A 21,072-nucleotide genomic window follows, 5' to 3' on the forward strand; every position below is an offset into this window, starting at 1 on the left:
AAATCTTCAAGCTGTGACTTCGTCCTGCTTTTGCTGCTGTCTGGGCAAGGGAATACTGTCTGGAATATCGGAATGCAGGAAGTGCAGAAGCGTGTCTTGAACCGACGACAGCCGGTGTGCGCTATCGCGCCAGCCGAAGGGAATGTCCTTTGGCATCGGCGGAATCCGGCGCGGCTCCTGCCCTTCCTCCAGCTCGCAATTGGCAATGACCACCTGTAAGGCTTCGGCAAGCCAAGGCGGTGGCGGCGCCTCCTTCTTTCGCAGCGCATTGCCCAGAGCTTCACCGAACAGCAGCGCCGATGCATAAAGACGAATACCGCGCCGGTCGTAGCGGCCCGCCATTTCCGTAACCTCGCGCGCCACCAGCCGCCCGCGCAACGACCAGCGTGCATTGCTGCGCGCAAGTGCAATACCGTCGCCGAGGGCGATTACTGCCCGGTGCGCCGATGTAAACTGGTTGATCGCACTCTGGGCGCGCACGAGGTCCTGTTTTTCGAGCGCGACAGCCGATTGCTTGAGCCCGTTCGCCAGTCGATCGAGCAAGCCACGAACGGCCTTGTCGATCAGCAGCACCGGGCTTGGCGTCATCAATATCTGGCTGAATAGCAAGCCCACGCCGGCACCGACCAGAACATCGACCAGTCGGGTAATTCCCGCGACCTGCGGACCCATGGCGAGAACCAGAATTGCAGAGACACCCGACTGGATGGCAATTGCCGGAGCCATGCCAAAAGAGGTCGCCAGAACCATGGCAACGAAGGTCACTATGCTTGTGTGGAACACCGGAACGGTTTCTGGCAGGAGCAGCGAGAGTTCTCCCACCAGCACGCCTGTCGTGACACCAACCATCACCCCTATCGCCTGCTTGCCATGGTTGGGCAGGTTGGGCGCTAGGCAGATCACCGCCGTGACCATGGCAAAGACGGGTTTCGGCTGCCCCAGCGCCAACTGGCAGATCAGCCAGGCGACACCGCCCGCAAAGGACGCGATCAGGGAATCACGCCAACTTACTGACCATTGCTGAACGACCTTATTCGCGCGCTGCCGCATCGATCTCTCCATCTGGTTATCGGCAGCTATTTATGGCAACGTTCGTCCGCCTCAAGACTTGAAGAAGTTTTCGTACTGGTCCGGTTTGAAACCGACCGTCAGCTTTCCGTCCTTGTCGAGAACAGGGCGCTTGACCATGGAAGGCTGCGCCAGCATCAGTGCCCGTGCCTTGGCGGCATCGATGTTCTGGCGTTCTTCTTCGGGCAGTTTGCGAAACGTCGTTCCGGCCCGGTTAAGCAACTGTTCCCATGGGACACTTTTCAGAAAGCGGTCGAGCGTTTCGCCGTCGAGACCATCTTTCTTGTAATCGTGAAATCCGTAGTCGATACCATGATCTTCTAGCCAGGTGCGCGCCTTCTTCATGGTGTCGCAGTTCTTGATACCGTAGATGGTCACGCTCATATCCGACTCCTTTGATCGCTTTGTCGCGATCAAAGGCCATCGAAACCCCGGTTTCAACCTCTATCTGGAATCGTGAAAGATTATGCCCAGCGTATGCCGCTGCCCGGACCGGATGCGGCTGACTCCGTGCCGCATCTTGACGCGATAATCCCCACGTGTGCCCTGCATCGGACGATCATTGACCGCGAAAACCACGCCGTCGCCCTGCCGAAGCGGCACGACTTCCGCCCGGCTCTGCATACGGGGACGCTGTTCGGTCAGCACGAATTCGCCACCCGTGAAATCTTTCTCAGGCTCCGAAAGCAAAATCGCTACCTGCAACGGAAACGCAATATCACCGTAAATATCCTGATGCAGGCAATTATAGTCGCCCTCGACATATTGCAGGATAAGCGGTGTCGGACGGGTCTGCCCTGCCGCGTGGCACCGGTCGAGAAATTCGTCATGGGTCGGCGGGAAACGGATATCCGATCCCAATCTCTCACTCCATCGATTGGCGATGGGCGCAAGCTGTGGATAGAGCTTCTGACGCAAATTCCAAATTAAGGCAGGAATGGGATTTGCGTAATATTTGTATTCTCCGCGCCCAAAACCGTGTTTTCGCATCGAAATCACCGTTCGAAATGCGGTTAGACTGTAATAGGCGGCGGCTAATTCACGGCATTCTTGTGGTGAAATTATGTTCCTGAGGACTGTGGCGCCGAACTCGTCCAGTTCAGCGCCAATTTTTTGCCAGTCATAGGCGGCGATATTTTCCACCTGCATGGGTTCATTTTTGTTCATGCCTGACTCTCCCGTTTCAGGAGATCGCGCTTGCGCTCGACGCCCCAGCGATAGCCGGAGAGACCGCCATCGTTGCGCACGACCCGGTGACATGGAACTGCAACAGCAATCTTGTTGGCCGCACAGGCCTGCGCCACAGCGCGGACCGATTTCGGCGCGCCGATGCGTTCGGCAACTTCAGTGTAACTAACTGTTTTTCCCGCAGGAATTTCACGCAATGCCTGCCAGACACGTTGCTGGAAAGCAGTTCCCTGGAGATCGAGTGGCAAGTCGAGGCCGATGCGTGGCGCTTCGACAAAACCAACCACCTCGGCCACCATGTTCTCGAAATCACGATCCGCTCCGATGAGATTGGCCTGCGGAAACCGCTTTTCCAGATCGCGGATCAGTTCTTCCGGGTCATCGCCCATCAGAATAGCGCAGACGCCCTTGTCGCTTGCAGCCACCAGCACGGCGCCGAGCGTCGACTGGCCGATGGCGAAGCGAATATCCGCGTTCTTGCCACCCTGCTTGTAAGCCTTTGGGGTCATTCCCAAAATCCCGTTCGAAGCTTCATAAAAACGGCTGCTGGAATTGTAACCGGCATCATAGATGGCGTCGGTTACACGGATTTCCGGTGCATCGAGCGCCGCGCGCATTTTCTTCGCACGATGTGCATCCGCATAGGCTTTCGGGGTCAGCCCCGTGAACTCCTTGAATACACGATGAAAATGGGCAGGGCTCGCCTTCACGAAAGCCGCTATTTCTTCCAGGGAAGGCACTTCTTCCGCGGTCTCTATGAAGCGGCAGGCGCTTGCAACCATGTCGGCGTAACGGGTACTGTTTTGCGTCGCCAACGTCTCCGAGAGATGTGGCTTGCAGCGCATGCATGCCCGAAAGCCGGCGCGTTCGGCATCCTCGCAACCGTCGAAGAATTGCACATTCTCGCGCTTTCCGCGCCGCGACGGGCATGATGGGCGGCAATAGACGCCCGTGGTGCGGACAGCATAGACAAATACACCGTCCGACGCCTTGTCGCGGTCGAGTACATTTTGCCAGCGATTTTCATCAGGGTCGTGAGTTTTCGTGGTCATAAGATTCATGTCCGTATTCCTTCAATATGAGCATGAAGGAAGGCTAATGCCATTGCGTCGAAGCTACACTCCGCTGCTTGCTTTCAAATTCGAAGCAGCGCCGTTGCACAGTCTGTTCACAAATAAGGATCATGCAAGCTCCCGGCTTTTATACCATGATACGAGAGGTAAACAGGGAGAAGACCATGACGACAATCGGCTTCATCATCGATGGCAAGGAAACTGAATCCGCATCGGGCAAGACATTCTATCGCAAGGACCCGGTTACCGGAAAAGTCACTACTACCGCACCTGCGGCCAACCTTGCCGATGTCGATGCGGTTGCAAAATCTGCCGCGAAAGCCTTTGAAAACTGGTCTGAAACCGGCCCGAATGAGCGTCGTTCGCTTCTGAACAAGGCTGCCGACCTGATGGAAAGCCGGGTCGATGATTTCACCCGTCTCATGCTCGAAGAGACCGGTGCAACCGGCCCATGGTCGGGCTTCAATGTCCATCTTGGAGCCGGTGTGCTGCGCGAGGCTGCCGCGCTCACAACGCAGATTACCGGCGAAATCATCCCTTCCGACAAACCCGGCATCGTTTCCATGGCCGTGCGCCAGCCTGTTGGCGTAGTGCTTGGCATGGCGCCATGGAATGCGCCTATCATTCTTGGCGTGCGCGCAATAGCAGCGGCACTTGCCTGCGGCAACACGGTTATTCTGCGTTCGTCCGAATCCTGCCCCGGCGTTCATCACCTGATCGTCAAGACGCTCAACGATGCGGGCTTCCCTGCCGGCGTGGTCAATGTCATTTCCAATGCGCCAGAGGATGCACCGGAAATCGTCGCGGCCCTCGTTGCCCATCCTTCCATCCGCCGCATCAACTTCACCGGCTCTACCCATGTCGGCAAGATCATCGCCAAACAGGCAGCAGAACATCTGAAGCCGGTTCTGCTGGAACTGGGCGGCAAGGCGCCCTTCATCGTGTTGGAAGATGCCGATCTTGACCAGGCAGTTGATGCCGCGGCTTTCGGAGCCTTCATGAATCAGGGCCAGATCTGCATGTCTACAGAACGCTTCATCGTGCATGAGAAGGTGGCGAGCGCCTTTGCCGAGAAGCTTGCCGCCAAGACAAAATCCCTGCCTGCCGGCGATCCGCGCGGCAATGTCGTTTTGGGTTCACTGGTCGATCTCAAATCGGCTGAGCGCATGGACGCCCTCATCGAGGATGCGGTAGCGAAAGGTGGCAAGGTTCTGGCAGGTGGCAAACGCCAGGGTTCAATCGTTGAGGCGACGATCATCGATCATGTGACGCCGGATATGAACATCTATGCGCAGGAATCCTTTGGGCCGGTGAAACCCATCATTCGCGTAAAGGATGCCGAAGAGGCGATCCGCGTGGCAAACGACACCGAATATGGCCTCTCATCGGCGATCTTCAGTCAGGATGTGAAACGGGCGCTGGCACTTTCTAGAAAGCTCGAAACCGGCATCTGTCACATCAACGGCCCGACGGTAGCCGACGAAGCGCAGATGCCTTTCGGCGGTGTTAAGTCTTCCGGTTATGGCCGTTTCGGCGGAAAGGCCGTCATCAATGAATTTACCGATCTGCGCTGGATTACCATCGAAGGTCCGCAGCAATATCCGTTTTGAATCAAAAAGGGCGGAGTTTCACTCCACCCTTTCATTACTGGTATCAATTTAAGACTTTCGAGCTTCCTTGATCGCTTCGATCAGTTCCGGCTCTTTCATGACACCGCCATAAAGCTTGGTGCCGATGACAAAGGAGGGGGTGCCGCCGAAATTGAAGGCTTCACCCTGGTCCATATTGCGTTCAAGAATGGCATTGATGCGCTTGGAATCGGCTTTATAGGCAGCGTTGAGCTTTGCCGGATCAAGCCCGCCCTTCTTCAGTGCCGCATCCACTTGTTCCGGCGTGAGACGACCCGGTGTTGCCATCAACGCTTCCATGGCCTTTACATAGTTACCCGACTTTTTCGCAGCCAGAACGAGACGTGCGGCATAAGCCGACGTGTCGCCAAAGATAATCCAGTCCTTCATGACAAGGCGAACATTGCCGTCATTCTTGACCACGCGCATCAGCTCGCCATGCCCCTTCTTGCAGTATGGGCACTGGTAATCGAAATATTCTACGATGGTCACATTGCCGTTCGGGTTACCCAGAACCGGAATTTCCTTGTCATAGAGCACTTCCGCAACCGTCGGCACGCGCTGCGCAAGGCTCTCGCCGCCTGAAATCGCAATCGTTGCGGCACCGGCTGCCGTTGCGGCCAGTATCTGACGACGGTTCATCATGTGCTTGCTCCTTTGCCCGATTGAGATTTATCCAACACGACGACACGCGCACCGGCTGTAGCACGCTTGTAGAGATCGAGGATGTCCTGATTGTAGAGACGGATGCAGCCGGACGACGCCGCCTTGCCGACGGACCAAGGCTCGTTGGTACCGTGGATGCGGTAAAGCGTGTCCTTGCCATCACGATAGAGATAAAGCGCGCGGGCACCCAGCGGATTGCGGATACCACCTTCAAGGCCATTCGCATATTTTGCGTAATGCTCCGGATTGCGCTTGATCATATTGGCCGTGGGCGTCCAGCGCGGCCACTGCGACTTGTAAGCAAGCTTGGCATCACCCTTGAAAGTAAGACCAGCGCGACCAACGCCCACGGAATAACGGATCGCCTTGCCGCCCGACTGCACGAGATAGAGATAGCGCGCATAGGGATCGACCACGATGGTCCCAACCGGTTCGGTCGTGGCATAATCGACTTCCCGGCGCAGATTGCGATCCGCAATCTTGTTGAGATCAAGTGCCGGAATGAGATTGCCGCGGTCGTTCACCGCGCCATACATGGACTCATATTCACTCTTCGCTGTCTGCACTTCTGGCGCTGGTTCGCTGACTGGTTCAACGGAAACAGGCTCTGGCGTGAAGGCAACAGTCTGCGGCATGGTGACGGCAATCGGCCGATCTGCGGATGCGGTCGTGCATGCTGCGACAGCTAAAGACAGACAGGCAACCACGGCCATACGCATCAACGATCCCCGTGCGTCCGGCTTTTCATTCAATACCATCAATTTCCTTGCCCCCGGGCCATCTTGAAATCCTTTATTTCTGGAGCATTTCCTGTCTTTCCTAAACCATTGGAAATGCTCTATCTCTTTGTTTTTGCCGCATTTTCCGACGCAAAACCGCTTCGCACTTTTGCTGGAAATGCTCTAGTCAGCGCTCACGAGGCCGACCGAACGTTCGATAGAGGCGGTCGTGACATCGCCCACCAATCTGGTCCCCTCCGGTTCCTTGCTGATACGATCAAAGAAGATCATCGTCGGAGGACCGGCCACCCCAAGCTTTGCCATAAGATCGGCATTACCGCTGGTGAGCTGCGAAATATCCGCCTTGATGAGCTGATAGCCACCCAGCGCCTTCTTCACGCTCGCGTCGGGCAAAACCCGGCGCTCCACAGTGGAACAGCTTACGCACCAGTCCGCCGTGAAATAGACAAGCGTCGGCTTGTCGCCGCGCACTTCAACAAGTATCTCCTGAAGGGAAGAAACAGTCTCGACCGGCGCAAATTGCAGCGCGGCCAGATTCTGGTTGCCGCCACGGTTACCGAATGCGGCCAGCGGTTGCAACGGGTCTTTTCCGCCCGAAGCCACGCCGAGCATCAAAATGACACCGTAAACGAAGGATGCGGTCCCGATTGTGCGCGCCACAACGCTGCGTCCCGGAATCCTGAGAAATGCGAAACTCGCTATTGCGAAAAGCAGAAGTGCCCACAGCACCATGTCAACACCGGGCGGCAGAAGCGGTGCGGCAACGAAAATTGCAGTTGCCAGAAAACCGAAGCCGAAAATCTGCTTCACCGTTTCCATCCATGCGCCAGCACGCGGAAGCGTGCCCGCACCGAGCGTGGCGAAAGCAATGAGCGGCAGTCCCTTGCCGATGCCAAGCGCAAAGAGCGCCGAAGCACCCAGCGCGACATTGGCCGTCTGCGCGATATAAAGCAGCGCGCCTGCAAGCGGTGCCGTCACGCAGGGTCCGACAATCAGCACGGACGAGAGACCGAGAATGGCAGCGGAACGTTTGGAACCTGTCCGTTGGCCCGTGCGTGACGAAATCGCGCTGACCCATGAATTTGGAAGCTGTATCTGAAACAGGCCAAACATGGAGAGCGCCAGAAGCGTGAATAGTCCGGCTAGCGCGAGCGCGGTCCATTTCGATTGCAGCACCATCTGCAGGTTCTGCCCCGACCAGCCAGCAATTGCACCCACCAAAGCAAAGCCCAGTGCCAAGCTCACGACATAGACGGCTGAAAGCACGAAGCCGCGCTTTGCCGTCAGCTTTTCACCTTCACGAGCCAGCGTTCCGGCAAGGATCGGATAGATGGGAAATACGCACGGCGTGAAAGCAAGCAGAACACCGAAAGCTAGAAATGCCACGATCACCAGCGCGGCACCGCCCTGATCGAGCAGCCCTTCGACCATGCCCTTTTCGGGTGCGAGTGCAAATGCCGTATTCTGCTCAACAGACAGCATAGAAGCCGGAGCAAATGCTGATGCCTGCGTCAGTCCCTTAGCCTTCTGACCCATTTCGCTGGATATTGCCAGCGTGACCGGATCGATGGTTCTGGCTTCCGGACGGTAGCAGATGCCGTCTTCCTGACAGCCCTGATAGGTCAGTTCAACTGGCTGTGCGTTTGCCTTCAGGCTTGCTGTGGCATGGGTGTAATAGACTTCAAGCCGCCCGAAATTCGGGTCATCCTTTGGCTGGCCGGGTTGCGTATCGACAGTAAACGCGTTTCCCTGCCCATCCTTCGCCTCGATGTGATCGCGATAAAGATAGTAACCGTCCGCGATCTGCCAGTTGAGTACGAGGCGGCCATCCGTATCTTTCAGCACGCTCAGGCGGAAAGCCTGATCGACCGGTAGTGGGTTCGCTGCCAATGCCGGGCCGAGCGCGAGAAACAAACTGATGAATAAGCCAGCGAGGCCCGCAAAGAAACGCATTACGATTTTCCGCTTAAATTCGATTCGGACAAATTGATCATGTTGCAAAAGGCGAATGCTCCGGCCACCTTAAGACAGCCTTAAGCTGGCGCGGTGAAAAGCCGTGTGCTTCTAATTATCAATGAAGGCGGAAACAGGAACTCATGCGCATACTCGTGGTAGAAGACGACACGATTCTCCTCGACGGACTGACTGTAGGTTTGGGTCTTGCCGGTTTCACCGTGGATGCCGTCTCGAATTGCGGCGACGCGGAAGCAGCCCTGGCCGCCCAGAACTATCATGCCGTAGTGCTCGACCTGATGCTTCCCGACGGTTCAGGCCTCGACATCCTCAAGACGATGCGTCGCGGCCGCGACGAGACACCGGTTTTGCTGCTGACTGCACGCGATCAGGTGCCCGAGCGCATTGCAGGCCTTGATGCGGGTGCCGACGATTATGTCGGCAAGCCCTTCGATCTGCATGAGCTTGCTGCCCGCGTACGCGCGGTCGCCCGACGCGGTGCCGGACGCGCCAATGCCCTGCTCGAATGGCGCGGCGTGGAACTCGACCCGGCGGAGATGTCAGTGCGTTTCCATGGTGAACCCGTCAGGTTGACCCGACGCGAATTCTCGATTCTGCGCGCCTTGATGGAACGACCGACCGCGACCTTCTCCAAATCCTCGCTGGAAGAAGCGCTTTATGGCTGGCAGGAAGAAGTGGAGAGCAACGCGGTGGAAGTACATATCCATCATCTGCGCTCGAAGCTCGGCTCCGATTACGTCGAAACGGTGCGTGGGGTCGGCTACCGTCTGGCGGGGGCAACCGCATGAATTCCATTCGCAGCCGCCTGACCGGCATCCTGATTGGCGTTACCTGTCTCGTCTGGCTTTTCGCGGTGGTTTGGATTCACATCAGTACCCAGTCACAGCTTGAGAAAGTGCTCGATGCGCGCCTGATGGAGGCTGCGCGCATGGTCAATTCGCTTCTGACCGAGCATCGTGTGGAGGTTGGCCCGGAAGGCGACGGCGGGCAATTGTCGCTGAAGCCGATGCCGGATTTTCCGCTCTATGACCGGCAGCTGTTCTGCCAGATATGGGCACTCGACGGCAAGCTGGTGGGACGTTCCGAAAGTGCGCCCGGCGTGCGACTCACCAGTGTCGCGAACGGTTTTTCCGATACGGAGGTTGCGGGCGATCGCTGGCGTGTGTTCGCGGTCGAAAATACCCAGCTCGGCCTGCGCGTCATGGTTGGCGACAGCCTGAGCGTTCGTGAAAAGCTGGTACAGAATGTTGTGACGGGCCTCGTATTGCCGGCCTTGTTGATGCTGCCTGTTCTGGCGCTCATGATCTGGCTGTGCGTGCGGCGCGGTCTCGACCCGCTGAGCCGCCTTGCTTCTGTGCTTTCCAAAAGGCAGGCGCAGGATTTGCGACCACTTCCCGAACAGAACCTGCCTAAGGAGATCGCACCTGCCGTCACGGCGCTGAACGGGCTTTTCCACCGTGTTGAAGAGGCGCGCGAGCGCGAGCGCAACTTTGCGATCTTTGCCGCGCATGAGCTGAAGACGCCGCTCGCCGGACTGAAGACGCAGGCACAGATTGCCGAAGGTGCGACGGACGAAAAAATGCGCGCCAATGCGGTGCGCCAGATCGCGGCGGGCGTCGACCGCACCAGCCGCCTCACCAACCAGCTTTTGGATCTCGCGGCGCTCGAAACCAGCGATGAGATTGAAGCGCCGACATGCGAACCGGTGTGCCAGCTTCTGGTTGCGGTTTCCACCGACATGCGGATGCTCGCAGCCCAACGCGGCATTTCCATCGAATTGCCGGACAACATGCCGCTGGCGCAGTTGCCTTCCCCGCATCTCTTCACGCTCGCTGCCCGCAACTTGATCGAAAATGCAGTCAATCACTCGCCTGAATATGGCGCCGCGCGCTGCCGGATCGAAGCCGAAGCGGGCAAAGTCAGGCTCACCGTCGAAGATGACGGACCTGGTATTCCCGAAAGCGAAATGCCGCACGTGACCGAGCGGTTTTTCCGTGGCACGCATCGCAACGAAGCTGGCAGCGGCCTCGGCCTCGCAATTGTGAAAATGGCGGCGGAACGGATGGGAGGCGAATTGCAGCTGCAAAACCGCCCAAAAGGCGGGCTAAGCGCATCAATCATCGTGCCAGGCATGATTATCGAATGATATAAAGCTGCATCCCGTGTCATGATGCAGCTGGAGCGGGATATTGACGAATCCTGAGCAAGGCTCTCTTCCTTATTTTTCGGGCCTTCTGGCAGCTGTCTTTGATTTAGATCAATGACAGCTGCCCCCTAAGCGCTGATAGGAAACTTATCGCTATTGCTGTCTCATCCGAGATGGCTCTTGTCATGCGCTGCGAGGGGATTTCATGAACTACGCCGCTGGAACAGTCCTTTCCGGTCTGGGAGCACTTTTTGCCGTGCTTCTGGCCGGATTTTCCCATGATGAGCTGTTCAGAACCCATATGTGGATTCTGTTCGCTACACTGGCCATCTTCACCATTCTTCTGCTGCGAAATGCCGATTACGGCCTGACGCAGAAAAAGGTCGACCAATCCACCTATATGGACGGCCCGATTCGCTACGGTGTCATCGCGACGGTTTTCTGGGGGGTGACCGGTTTTCTGGTCGGAGTGGTTATCGCCGCGCAGCTCGCCTTTCCCGATCTCAATCTGGAACCTTATCTGAACTTCGGCCGCCTGCGTCCGCTGCACACCTCTGCGGTGATCTTCGCATTCGGCGGCAATGCGCTCATAGCATCGTCGTTTTATGTCGTGCAGCGCACCTGCCGCGCCCGCCTGATCGGCGGCGACCTTGCATGGTTCGTGTTCTGGGGTTATCAGCTCTTCATCGTGATGGCCGCGACCGGCTATCTGCTCGGCATCACTCAGAGCCGCGAATATGCCGAACCGGAATGGTATGTCGACATCTGGCTCACCATCGTCTGGGTCGCCTATCTGGTCGTCTTCCTCGGTACGATCCTGAAGCGCAAGGAGCCGCATATCTATGTGGCGAACTGGTTCTACCTGTCCTTCATCATCACCATCGCCATGTTGCACATCATCAACAATCTGGCGATCCCGGTTTCTTTCCTCGGCGTCAAGAGCTATTCGGCCTTTGCAGGTGTGCAGGATGCTGTGACGCAGTGGTGGTATGGCCATAACGCCGTTGCCTTCTTCCTGACCGTGCCGTTTCTGGCCATGATGTACTATTTCGTACCGAAGCAGGCAGAGCGTCCGATCTATTCCTACCGCCTGTCGATCGTGCACTTCTGGTCGATCATATTCCTCTATATCTGGGCCGGTCCGCACCATCTGCATTACACCGCTGTTCCCGATTGGGCGCAGACGCTGGGTATGGTTTTCTCCATCATGCTGTGGATGCCGTCCTGGGGTGGCATGATCAACGGCCTGATGACGCTTTCGGGTGCCTGGGACAAGGTCCGTACCGATCCGATCATCCGACTGATGGTTGCAGCCATAGCCTTCTACGGCATGGCAACCTTTGAAGGCCCGATGCTGTCGATCAAGGCCGTCAATTCGCTGTCGCACTATACGGACTGGACCATCGGTCACGTTCATGCGGGTGCGCTGGGCTGGAATGGCATGATCTCGTTTGCCGCCGTCTATTATCTCGCACCGAAGCTGTGGAACCGCCAGCGGCTCTATTCGATCCGTATGGTCAACTGGCACTTCTGGCTGGCGACGCTCGGCATCGTTCTCTATGCGGCCGCAATGTGGGTTGCCGGTATCCAGCAGGGCCTGATGTGGCGCGAATATGACGACCAGGGCTTCCTCGTCTATTCCTTCGCGGAAACCGTGCTCGCCATGTTCCCGTATTACGTCATCCGTACGCTTGGCGGCGTGCTCTACCTCGCCGGTGGCTTCGTGATGGCCTGGAACGTCTATCAGACCATTCGCGGCAATCTGCGCAACGAAGCGCCCATGGGCGGTACGCAGCCTGCGACCGGCGCCACCATGCAGCCTGCCGAATAAGGAGCGTGTGATTTATGTCGATACTAAAGAACCACTCCAAGCTGGAGAAAAACGCAACTCTGCTGCTGATCGCATCACTCGCCGTGGTCACGATCGGTGGCATCGTTGAAATCGCACCGCTTTTCTATCTCGAGAACACAATCGAGAAAGTGGAGGGCATGCGCCCCTACTCGCCGCTGGAACTCGCGGGCCGCGACGTCTATGTCCGTGAAGGCTGTTACCTTTGCCACAGCCAGATGATCCGTCCGTTCCGCGACGAGGTGGAACGCTACGGTCACTACAGCCTTGCTGCGGAATCCATGTACGATCACTCATTCCAATGGGGTTCCAAGCGCACGGGGCCGGACCTCGCACGCGTCGGCGGCCGATATTCGAACGAATGGCATGTGCAGCACCTTGTCCGTCCGCGCGATGTGGTGCCGGAATCGGTCATGCCGAGCTATGCCTTCTTGAAGGACCGTCCGCTGGACGCCGCCAACATTGCTGGCAATCTGAAGGCCAATGCGGCGGTTGGTGTGCCCTACAGCCAGGAAATGATCGACAGCGCGCTGGATGATCTGACGGCACAGGCAACACCCGATGCGGATACTTCCGGCGTCGAGGCCCGCTATCCCAAGGCCAGGGTCGGTGATTTCGACGGCAATCCGCAGATGATCTCGGAGATGGACGCACTCATCGCCTATCTCCAGATGCTCGGCACGCTGGTCGATTTCTCGACCTACGACCAGTCCCCTAAAGCGAGATAAATCGGAGATTTAGCGATGGATTACAACACCATGCGCACTTTCGCCGATAGCTGGGGTCTGCTCGGCATGGCGCTCTTTTTCCTCTTCGTCGTCTTCTACGCGTTCCGGCCAGGCAGCAAGCAGATGGCCGACCACGCGAAGGACATTCCTTTCAAGGATGACGCAAATGACTGACAAGCAAATTGACGATGTCACCGGCGTAGCGACGACCGGTCACGAATGGGACGGCATCAAGGAACTCGACAATCCGATGCCCCGCTGGTGGCTGTGGACATTCTACGCCACCATTTTCTGGGCCCTAGCCTATGTCATCGCCTATCCGGCCTGGCCGTTGATTTCCAGTTCCACCGGCGGCGTGCTCGGCTGGTCGAGCCGTGGCGCCTTCTGGGAAGAAACCGCGAAGATCGACAGCGAGCGTCAGGGCATTATCGACCAGATCAAGGCCAAGGACGTGCACGAGATTCTGGCTGACGAAAACCTGCGCCAGTATGCGATTGCCGGCGGCGCCGCTGCCTTTCGCGTCAACTGCGTGCAATGCCACGGTTCTGGCGCACAGGGCGCACCCGGCTATCCGAACCTCAACGATGACGACTGGCTGTGGGGCGGTTCCATCGACGACGTTCTGACGACCATTCGTCATGGTGTGCGTTCGAAGGACGATGCCGACACCCGCATCTCCGAGATGCCGGCTTTTGTCGACGTGCTGGAACCGCAGCAGATCCGCGATGTCGCTGCCTATGTGGTGAGCCTCTCCGGCACACCGCATAATCCGGGAATGGTGCCGGAAGGCAAGAAGGTGTTCGCCGAAAACTGTGCTGTCTGCCACGGCGCGGATGCCAAGGGTCTGCGTGAGTTCGGTGCGCCGAACCTGACAGACGCCATCTGGTTCTACGGTTCCGGCGAGGACGCCATCATACGTCAGGTATCGCATCCCAAGCATGGCGTCATGCCTGCATGGGAAACACGCCTCGGTGATGCGACCGTCAAGCAGCTTGCCATCTTCGTCCATTCACTGGGCGGTGGTGAGTAACAATAACTGGCCCTCACATCGGTTCCGATGAGAGGGCCAGGTGCTCCCGGCTTAAACGGCAGGCCGGATAAACTTCGAACCACTGCATTGGAACGGACGGCGAATAACCACCCCGCTCTCAATTGTTGCAAGTGCGATCATTCCGGGAAACCAGCTTCTGTCTTTCCGGGATCACGCTTCAGGAGCAAGGCAAATGTCAGACGATGTCGAACGCATTGACGTTCAGGCAGTCAATTCCCCCAAGACCCGCCAATCGCTTTATGCGGCGCGGGTGAAGATTTTTCCGAAGCGCGTGCAGGGCGAGTTCCGGCGCTTCAAGTGGATTGTAATGCTCATTACGCTGGGCATCTACTATCTGACGCCCTGGCTGCGCTGGGATCGCGGTCCCTATGCGCCAGATCAGGCGGTGCTGATCGATCTTGCCAACCGCCGCTTCTATTTCTTCTTCGTCGAAATCTGGCCGCAGGAATTCTATTACGTTGCAGGCTTGCTCATCATGGCGGGCCTCGGCCTGTTTCTTGTAACGTCCGTCGCAGGCCGCGCCTGGTGTGGCTATACCTGCCCCCAGACCGTATGGGTCGATCTCTATCTGGTCGTCGAACGCGCCATCGAAGGCGACCGCAATGCACGCATGAAACTGGACAAGGCACCTTGGACCTTCGACAAGATCTGGAAGCGGGTCGCCAAACACTCCATCTGGATCATAATCGGCGTCCTGACCGGCGGCGCCTGGATCTTCTATTTCGCCGACGCGCCAAAGTTGCTCTTGGATTTCGTGACAGGTCAGGCCGCACCTGTCGCCTATTTCACTGTCGCCATCCTAACCGCCACCACATATATTTTTGGCGGACTGATGCGCGAGCAAGTCTGCACCTATATGTGCCCATGGCCGCGTATTCAGGCCGCGATGCTGGACGAAAATTCGCTCACCGTCACCTATAATGACTGGCGCGGCGAGCCGCGTTCACGCCATTCCAAGAAGGCGATTGCCACAGGCGAAACCGTAGGCGATTGCGTGGATTGCAACGCCTGTGTCGCAGCCTGCCCGATGGGTATCGACATTCGCGACGGCCAGCAGCTCGAATGCATCACCTGTGCACTGTGCATCGATGCCTGCAATTCGGTGATGGACAAGATCGACAAGCCGCGCGGTCTCATCTCCTATGCGACGCTGGCCGATTACGAATTCAACATGGCGCTCGCGACCAATAATGGCACGGCTCCTATCGATCAGGCACGCGTCTACAAGGCGCCGAACACTTTCTCGGACAAAGTGCAGAACCTGTCATGGAAGAAGGTGTTACGCCCGCGCAGCATGTTCTACTTCGCCGTATGGGCGCTGATTGGCCTGACACTTGTCATCTCGCTTTCGACGCGTCAGCGCATCGGCATCAACGTGTTGCATGATCGCACGCCGCAGTATGTGCTTCTATCCGATGGCTCGATCCGCAATGGCTATACGGTCAAGTTGCTCAACATGATCCCGACGCCGCGCACCTTCCGCCTTTCCATCGAGGGCCTGCCGAAGGCGACACTGACAGTGCAAGACGAAACAGCGGATGCAAACGGCAATTACGATGTTCCGGTGGAGCCGGACCGTTTGAAGACGTTGCGTGTCTTCGTCACCATGCCGCATGATGCGATTACCGACCATCGCAAGGACTATGAAATCGAAGTGCGTGACGCGAACGGTGCGGAACATGCACGCTACAAGGCAACTTTCATGGCACCGGAGGGCAGATAATGTCGATCAAGTCGAAAACTCCAGGCACGTTTACAGGCTGGCATATGCTGGGCATAATGCTCGCATTCTTCGGTGTCATTATCGCCGTCAATCTGACCATGGCCTACAATGCCATCCATAGCTGGAGCGGGCTGGTGGTGAAGAACACCTATGTCGCCAGCCAGGAATTCAACGACAAGGCACAGACCGGCAAGGAGCAGGCAGCGCTGCAATGGCAGTCGAAGCCTGCTTTTGAACACGGCGTCTTCACCTGGCAGTTGGCCGACCGTGAAGGCAAGGTCGTCGCCATGACCGGCGGCACAGTTGAGTTCAAGCGCCCGGTCGGCGACGTGAACGACACCAAGGTCACGCTGACCGTCCGCGAGCCCGGCACGCTGACCGCCCCACTGGAACTTGGTGAGGGTGCCTGGATAATGGAAGTCAATGCCGATGCCGGTCTTGAAGACCCTTATCGCCACATCATCCGCGTTCTTGTGAAGGACGGGAGGATACTATGAGCTGCTGCGTTGAGAATGCACAGATTGCGACCGTCGTTCAGTCCGTTTCGGCAGATGAAATGCAGGTCGCAAGCCGCGCGCTTGGAGACGGCTTTCGCCAGCTCGACCTGTCGGTTCCGGGCGTTCATTGTGGCCTGTGCATCAAGAATATCGAGGAGACACTCGGCAAGATCGCAGGCGTTGCCTATGTCCGCGTCAACCTGACGGCGCGCCGCGTATCCGTGCGCTGGAAAGATGGTGAGACGCCGCCGGATGTAGTCGATCCACTGCGCAGGCTTGGCTATGAAGCCCATATCTTTGACATGGCGCAGGACAAGGACCCCACCTTCACGCGGCTTTTGATCGCGCTTGGCGTCGCGGCCTTTGCTTCCAGCAATGTGATGCTCCTGTCCGTTGCCGTGTGGTCGGGTGCGGATGCCGCGACGCGCGACATGTTTCACTGGATTTCCGGCCTCATCGCCCTTCCGACGCTGATTTATTCAGGTCGCATTTTCTATGTTTCTGCTTGGAATGCACTGCGCGCACGGCGCGTGAACATGGACGTACCGATTGCACTCGCAATCACGCTTGCCTTTGGTATGAGCGTTTATGAGACGATAAACCATGGCCAGCACGCCTATTTCGATGCATCGGTGACACTGCTGTTCTTCCTGTTGATCGGTCGCACGCTCGATTACATGATGCGCGCACGTGCCCGTTCTGCCGTGCGCGGTCTGGCGCAGCTCGGCAGCCGCGGTGCCGTGGTGATTGGCGAGAATGACGAACGCAACTACCTGCCGGTCAATGAAATCCGCCCCGGAATGCGCATCATCCTTGCAGCAGGTGAGCGTGTACCTGTCGATGCAAAGGTGGAAGAAGGCCGCTCGGAACTTGATTGCGCCATTGCATCGGGCGAAAGCGATGCGGTTCCCGTTGGCCCCGGCTCGGAGATCCGCGCGGGCACGCTTAATCTTTCCACGCCGCTTATCCTTCGCGCGACAGCGGAAGCCAAGGATTCCTTCCTTGCTGAAATGGTGCGGCTGATGGATGTCGCCGAAGGCGGGCGTGCTTATTATCGCCGTCTTGCCGACCGTGCTTCCGAACTCTACGTGCCGATGGTCCACACCATCGCCTTCCTCGCCTTCGTTGGCTGGATGTTCTACACTGGCGGTGAGTGGTATCGCTCGATCTACATCGCGATCTGCACACTCATCATTACCTGCCCTTGCGCGCTTGCCCTTGCAGTTCCAATCGTTCAAGTGGTTGCAGCCCGCCGCCTGTTCGAGAACGGCATCATGATCAAGGACGGCTCCGCCATGGAGCGGATGGCCGAGATTGACACTGCCATTTTCGACAAGACAGGCACATTGACCCTCGGTCAGCCCAGACTGATCGATGCAGATGCTATTGATCCCCGCAATCTGGAAATTGCTGCCGAGCTGTCGCTTTATTCGCGTCATCCGTTGTCGCGTGCACTTGCGCTGTTTTCGGGCGCAAAACCAATGACCGCTTTTACCCGTATCGAGGAAGTGCCGGGCGCAGGCATCGAAGCGGAACTGAATGGCTCCATCTATCGGCTTGGCAAGCAAGACTGGGCGGATGATGCCGCTGCCATGCCTCATGCCGATGGTCCTGAAACCTGCCTTTCCATCGATGGAAAGCTGGTTCAGACCTTCCGTTTTGAAGACCAGCCGCGCGAAGACGCTGCCGGAGCCATCGCCACACTGAAGTGCAACGGGCTGAAGCTTGGCATCATTTCCGGCGATAGGCTGCCTGCCGTCGAGAGGCTTGCAGGTTATCTCGGCGTCGACAATTATCAAGCAGAGGTACTACCTGCCGACAAGTCGGAACTGGTGCAGAAACTATCGACCGAGGGGCGCAAGGTCTTGATGGTCGGCGATGGGTTGAACGACGCTCCGGCACTCGTCGCCGCCCATGTTTCCATGGCCCCTGCAACCGCTGCCGACATTGGCCGCAATGCGGCGGATTTCGTCTTCCTGCGTCAAAGTCTGTCTGCCGTGCCGCTTGCCTTTGCCGTCTCGAAGGAAGCGGGCCGGTTGATCAGCCAGAACTTTGGGCTTTCTATCGGCTATAACATCATAGCCGTGCCAATTGCGATTTTCGGCTATGTCACCCCGCTGGTGGCAGCACTTTCAATGTCGCTGTCGTCCATCGTGGTCGTCAGCAACGCATTGCGGTTGCGAGCCGGAAAACAAAAGCGACAGACGCCAAAGACTATCGCGCCTGTTGCCGTCATCAAGGAAGCGCACAAATGAGCGGACTTCTCTTTCTCATTCCCATCGCGCTGTTTCTGGGCCTGCTTGGCCTTGTCGCCTTTCTCTGGTCGTTGAAAAACGGCCAGTATGACGATCTGGATGGAGCAGCCAATCGCATCCTTCTGGATGAGGATTCAAGGGTTGATTGAGATTGTGGTTCTGGCCTTCACGCCACAATAAGGATCGCGCGTAGGTCATTGACATTCGTGCCGGTTGGCCCCGGTACGAACAGATCGCCGATGGCGTCGAATGCTGTCCAGGCATCATTGGCGTTGAGCCGCGCCGCGCCATCCTCGCCCGCTTTTTGCAGACGCAAAACAGTAGAACCATCGGCAAAGGCTCCTGCATTGTCTTCCGATCCGTCGATGCCATCGGTGTCAGCGGCCAGTGCATGGATATTGTCATAACCATCAATATCGAGGGCAAAAGACAGCAGGAACTCGCTGTTGCGCCCACCCTTTCCGCCCTTGCCGCGAATGGTGACTGTCGTTTCGCCGCCTGACAGAATGACCACCGGCTTCTTGAACGGGCGGTCACGGTCGGCCACTTCACGGGCAACCGCCGCATGAACATGTGCCACTTCCCGCGCCTCGCCTTCCATCGCATCAGAGAGGATCACTGCTTCGACGCCATGACGCGCGGCTTCTTTCACTGCCGCTTCCAGCGAAACGGCAGCCGAGGCGATGACCCGCACTTCATTGCCTGCAAAAACCTTGTCGTTCGGCTTTGGCGCATCAGCCTTCTCGCTCTTGATGTGGGCAAGCACAGCATCGGGCAGATCGAGCCGATAGCGTTCGATGATTTTCAAAGCCTCATCGCGGTTTGTCTCGTCCGGCACGGTCGGGCCGGAAGCCACGAAAGCCGGATTGTCGCCCGGAATATCCGAGACAACGAGCGAAAAGACCTTCGCGGGATGGGCGGCCGCGGCGAGCCTGCCGCCCTTGATCGTCGACAGATGTTTGCGGACCGCATTCATCGCCGAAATGGGCGCGCCGGAAGCAAGCAGGATCTTGTTGACGGTGATTTCGTCCTCAAATGTCAGCCCGTCCGGCGGCGACGGCAACAAGGCAGACCCACCACCGGAAACGAGCGCCACCACGAGGTCATCTTCCGTCAAATCAGATACGGCATCGAACAGTCGCTTTGAGGCAGCAAGCCCCGCATCATCAGGAACCGGGTGTGCAGCCTCGATGACCTCTATACGCTCGCAAGGCGCGCCATAGCCATAGCGTGTGACCACCACGCCCTCCAGCGGAGCTTCCCAGGCACGCTCGAAAGCCGCCGCCATCTGCGCCGAGCCCTTGCCCGCCCCGATGACAATCGTGCGTCCCTTCGGCTTGGCCGGAAGATTGGCGCGGATCACCAGTTCAGGATCGGCAGCTGCAACTGCGGCATCGAAAAGGCTGGTTAGAAACTTCTTGGGATCGGTGATGGCTGTCATGAGATTCCCGATGCTGGCTCGTTTACGGCGGCACTATTCCCCGCCCGGGATATAAAATCAATGGAGCCGGCCACCTCCTCCAAGCAGCCAGCTCCACCCTCTCCCTCCAGAGAAGTCAGGCCCAAATCTAGGCGACGTCGTGGTTCGCCATCCGCTCCAGAGCACGCACCAGACCCGAATGGTCGAGGCCATCATCGCCATGCGCAGCGCAGGAATTGAACAGTTCCTGTGCCGTGGCCGTGTTCGGCAGCGAAACCCCGAGGGCCTTTGCGCCTTGCAACGCAAGGTTCAAGTCCTTCTGGTGCAGCGAAATGCGGAAACCCGGATCGAAAGTGCGCTTGATCATACGTTCGCCATGTACTTCGAGAATGCGGGACGATGCAAAGCCACCCATCAGGGCTTCGCGCACCTTTGCCGGGTCTGCGCCTGCCTTGGAAGCGAAAACCAGCGCTTCGGCGACGGCCTCAATGTTGAGCGCGACGATGATCTGGTTTGCAACCTTGGTCGTCTGGCCATCACCGCAATCGCCAACAAGCGTGATGTTCTTGCCCATGAGCTTCAGGAGCGGCAGAGCGCGGTCGAACGATTCCTGAGAGCCGCCTGCCATGATGGAGAGGCTGGCATTCTTCGCGCCGACTTCACCGCCTGAAACCGGCGCATCGACATATTCGCCGCCCGTTGCGCGAACCTTCCTCGCAAATTCTTTCGTCTCGATGGGGGAAATCGAGCTCATGTCGATGAGCAACTTGCCTTTGCCGAGACCACCGATCGCGCCGCCCTCACCGAAGATAACCTCGGCCACCTGCGGTGTATCCGGAAGCATGAGGATAACGGTGTCGCACTCTTCGGTAACAGCCTTCGGCGTCTCCAGAATTTGCAGACCGTTGTCGATCAGCTCCTGACGCGGTGGGGGATTGAACCGGGAGGTGAAGAGCTGGTGTCCCGCATCCTGCAAATGACGCGCCATCGGCGTGCCCATGATTCCCAGTCCGATGAAGCCTATCTTGGCCATTTCGCTTACTCCCTAATCAAATTTATGCGGTCA

General features: G+C 57.7%; 20 protein-coding genes. 11 read left to right on the top strand and 9 right to left on the bottom strand.

Annotated elements, in window-relative coordinates; genetic code table 11:
• Positions 1-6: 6 nt before the first annotated feature.
• From AAE521_RS05370 to ada, 4 genes are read right to left on the bottom strand one after another with little or no spacing between them, the layout of a single operon-like run.
• A complete protein-coding gene (locus AAE521_RS05370) occupies positions 7-1,050 on the bottom strand; it encodes an FUSC family protein (RefSeq protein WP_342060678.1) in 1,044 nt (347 codons plus the stop codon).
• A gap of 51 nt (positions 1,051-1,101) precedes the next feature.
• Positions 1,102-1,452 (bottom strand): ArsC family reductase, encoded by a 351-nt coding sequence (locus AAE521_RS05375; protein WP_342060679.1) that lies wholly within the window; start codon positions 1,450-1,452, stop codon positions 1,102-1,104.
• Positions 1,453-1,512: 60 nt separating this feature from the next.
• A complete protein-coding gene (locus AAE521_RS05380) occupies positions 1,513-2,235 on the bottom strand; it encodes a 2OG-Fe(II) oxygenase (protein WP_342060680.1) in 723 nt (240 codons plus the stop codon).
• Positions 2,232-3,317: a bifunctional DNA-binding transcriptional regulator/O6-methylguanine-DNA methyltransferase Ada gene (gene ada / locus AAE521_RS05385; RefSeq protein WP_342060681.1), complete on the bottom strand. Its 1,086-nt coding sequence runs from the start codon at positions 3,315-3,317 to the stop codon at positions 2,232-2,234. Before ada ends, AAE521_RS05380 begins: the two co-directional genes overlap by 4 nt.
• Positions 3,318-3,493: 176 nt before the next feature.
• On the opposite strand from ada, the gene AAE521_RS05390 reads away from it, so the two are divergent.
• On the top strand, positions 3,494-4,939 hold the full coding sequence (locus AAE521_RS05390; RefSeq protein ID WP_342060682.1) for an aldehyde dehydrogenase: 1,446 nt from the start codon (positions 3,494-3,496) through the stop codon (positions 4,937-4,939).
• Between the two features lie 48 nt (positions 4,940-4,987).
• Here AAE521_RS05390 and AAE521_RS05395 read toward each other — a convergent pair whose 3' ends face one another.
• The 3 genes from AAE521_RS05395 to dsbD form a co-directional block, all read right to left on the bottom strand.
• Positions 4,988-5,602, bottom strand: coding sequence for a DsbA family protein (locus AAE521_RS05395; RefSeq protein ID WP_342060683.1), 615 nt, complete (start codon positions 5,600-5,602; stop codon positions 4,988-4,990).
• Positions 5,599-6,381 (bottom strand): L,D-transpeptidase, encoded by a 783-nt coding sequence (locus AAE521_RS05400; protein WP_235817712.1) that lies wholly within the window; start codon positions 6,379-6,381, stop codon positions 5,599-5,601. The genes AAE521_RS05395 and AAE521_RS05400 overlap by 4 nt, the downstream gene beginning before the upstream one ends.
• Before the next feature lie 144 nt (positions 6,382-6,525).
• Complete coding sequence (dsbD, locus tag AAE521_RS05405; protein WP_342060684.1) at positions 6,526-8,316, bottom strand: protein-disulfide reductase DsbD; 1,791 nt, start codon at positions 8,314-8,316, stop codon at positions 6,526-6,528.
• A gap of 143 nt (positions 8,317-8,459) precedes the next feature.
• Here dsbD and AAE521_RS05410 point away from each other — a divergent pair, with 143 nt between their 5' ends.
• The 10 genes from AAE521_RS05410 to ccoS all read left to right on the top strand — a co-directional run bounded on the left by AAE521_RS05410 (position 8,460) and on the right by ccoS (position 18,735).
• Complete coding sequence (locus AAE521_RS05410; protein WP_071633614.1) at positions 8,460-9,125, top strand: response regulator; 666 nt, start codon at positions 8,460-8,462, stop codon at positions 9,123-9,125.
• A complete protein-coding gene (locus AAE521_RS05415) occupies positions 9,122-10,483 on the top strand; it encodes an ATP-binding protein (RefSeq protein ID WP_342060685.1) in 1,362 nt (453 codons plus the stop codon). The genes AAE521_RS05410 and AAE521_RS05415 overlap by 4 nt, the downstream gene beginning before the upstream one ends.
• A 205-nt stretch (positions 10,484-10,688) precedes the next feature.
• Positions 10,689-12,314: a cytochrome-c oxidase, cbb3-type subunit I gene (gene ccoN / locus AAE521_RS05420; protein WP_071633612.1), complete on the top strand. Its 1,626-nt coding sequence runs from the start codon at positions 10,689-10,691 to the stop codon at positions 12,312-12,314.
• Positions 12,315-12,328: 14 nt separating this feature from the next.
• Entirely contained in the window at positions 12,329-13,060 is a 732-nt protein-coding gene (gene ccoO / locus AAE521_RS05425; protein ID WP_342060686.1) for a cytochrome-c oxidase, cbb3-type subunit II, read from the top strand.
• A 15-nt stretch (positions 13,061-13,075) separates the two neighbouring features.
• The gene (locus tag AAE521_RS05430; protein ID WP_071633610.1) at positions 13,076-13,234 is read left to right on the top strand and encodes a CcoQ/FixQ family Cbb3-type cytochrome c oxidase assembly chaperone; all 159 of its coding nucleotides are present in this window, start codon (positions 13,076-13,078) and stop codon (positions 13,232-13,234) included.
• Positions 13,227-14,090 (top strand): cytochrome-c oxidase, cbb3-type subunit III, encoded by an 864-nt coding sequence (gene ccoP, locus AAE521_RS05435; RefSeq protein ID WP_342060687.1) that lies wholly within the window; start codon positions 13,227-13,229, stop codon positions 14,088-14,090. The genes AAE521_RS05430 and ccoP overlap by 8 nt, the downstream gene beginning before the upstream one ends.
• Positions 14,091-14,283: 193 nt before the next feature.
• Complete coding sequence (gene ccoG / locus AAE521_RS05440; protein WP_342060688.1) at positions 14,284-15,834, top strand: cytochrome c oxidase accessory protein CcoG; 1,551 nt, start codon at positions 14,284-14,286, stop codon at positions 15,832-15,834.
• A complete protein-coding gene (locus AAE521_RS05445; protein WP_342060689.1) occupies positions 15,834-16,331 on the top strand; it encodes a FixH family protein in 498 nt (165 codons plus the stop codon). The genes ccoG and AAE521_RS05445 overlap by 1 nt, the downstream gene beginning before the upstream one ends.
• Positions 16,328-18,586 carry a cation-translocating P-type ATPase gene (locus tag AAE521_RS05450; protein ID WP_342060690.1) on the top strand — a complete coding sequence of 753 codons (2,259 nt, stop codon included), beginning with the start codon at positions 16,328-16,330 and terminating at the stop codon, positions 18,584-18,586. Before AAE521_RS05445 ends, AAE521_RS05450 begins: the two co-directional genes overlap by 4 nt.
• On the top strand, positions 18,583-18,735 hold the full coding sequence (gene ccoS / locus AAE521_RS05455; RefSeq protein ID WP_071633605.1) for a cbb3-type cytochrome oxidase assembly protein CcoS: 153 nt from the start codon (positions 18,583-18,585) through the stop codon (positions 18,733-18,735). Before AAE521_RS05450 ends, ccoS begins: the two co-directional genes overlap by 4 nt.
• 17 nt (positions 18,736-18,752) lie before the next feature.
• On the opposite strand, the gene AAE521_RS05460 is transcribed toward ccoS, so the two are convergent.
• Both AAE521_RS05460 and glxR read right to left on the bottom strand, forming a co-directional pair.
• Positions 18,753-20,027: a glycerate kinase type-2 family protein gene (locus AAE521_RS05460; protein WP_071633604.1), complete on the bottom strand. Its 1,275-nt coding sequence runs from the start codon at positions 20,025-20,027 to the stop codon at positions 18,753-18,755.
• Between the two features lie 127 nt (positions 20,028-20,154).
• The gene (gene glxR / locus AAE521_RS05465) at positions 20,155-21,039 is read right to left on the bottom strand and encodes a 2-hydroxy-3-oxopropionate reductase (protein ID WP_071633603.1); all 885 of its coding nucleotides are present in this window, start codon (positions 21,037-21,039) and stop codon (positions 20,155-20,157) included.
• Positions 21,040-21,072 lie beyond the last annotated feature (33 nt).

Source organism: Brucella cytisi, from assembly GCF_038433355.1.
GTDB classification, from domain to species: Bacteria; Pseudomonadota; Alphaproteobacteria; order Rhizobiales; family Rhizobiaceae; genus Brucella; species Brucella cytisi.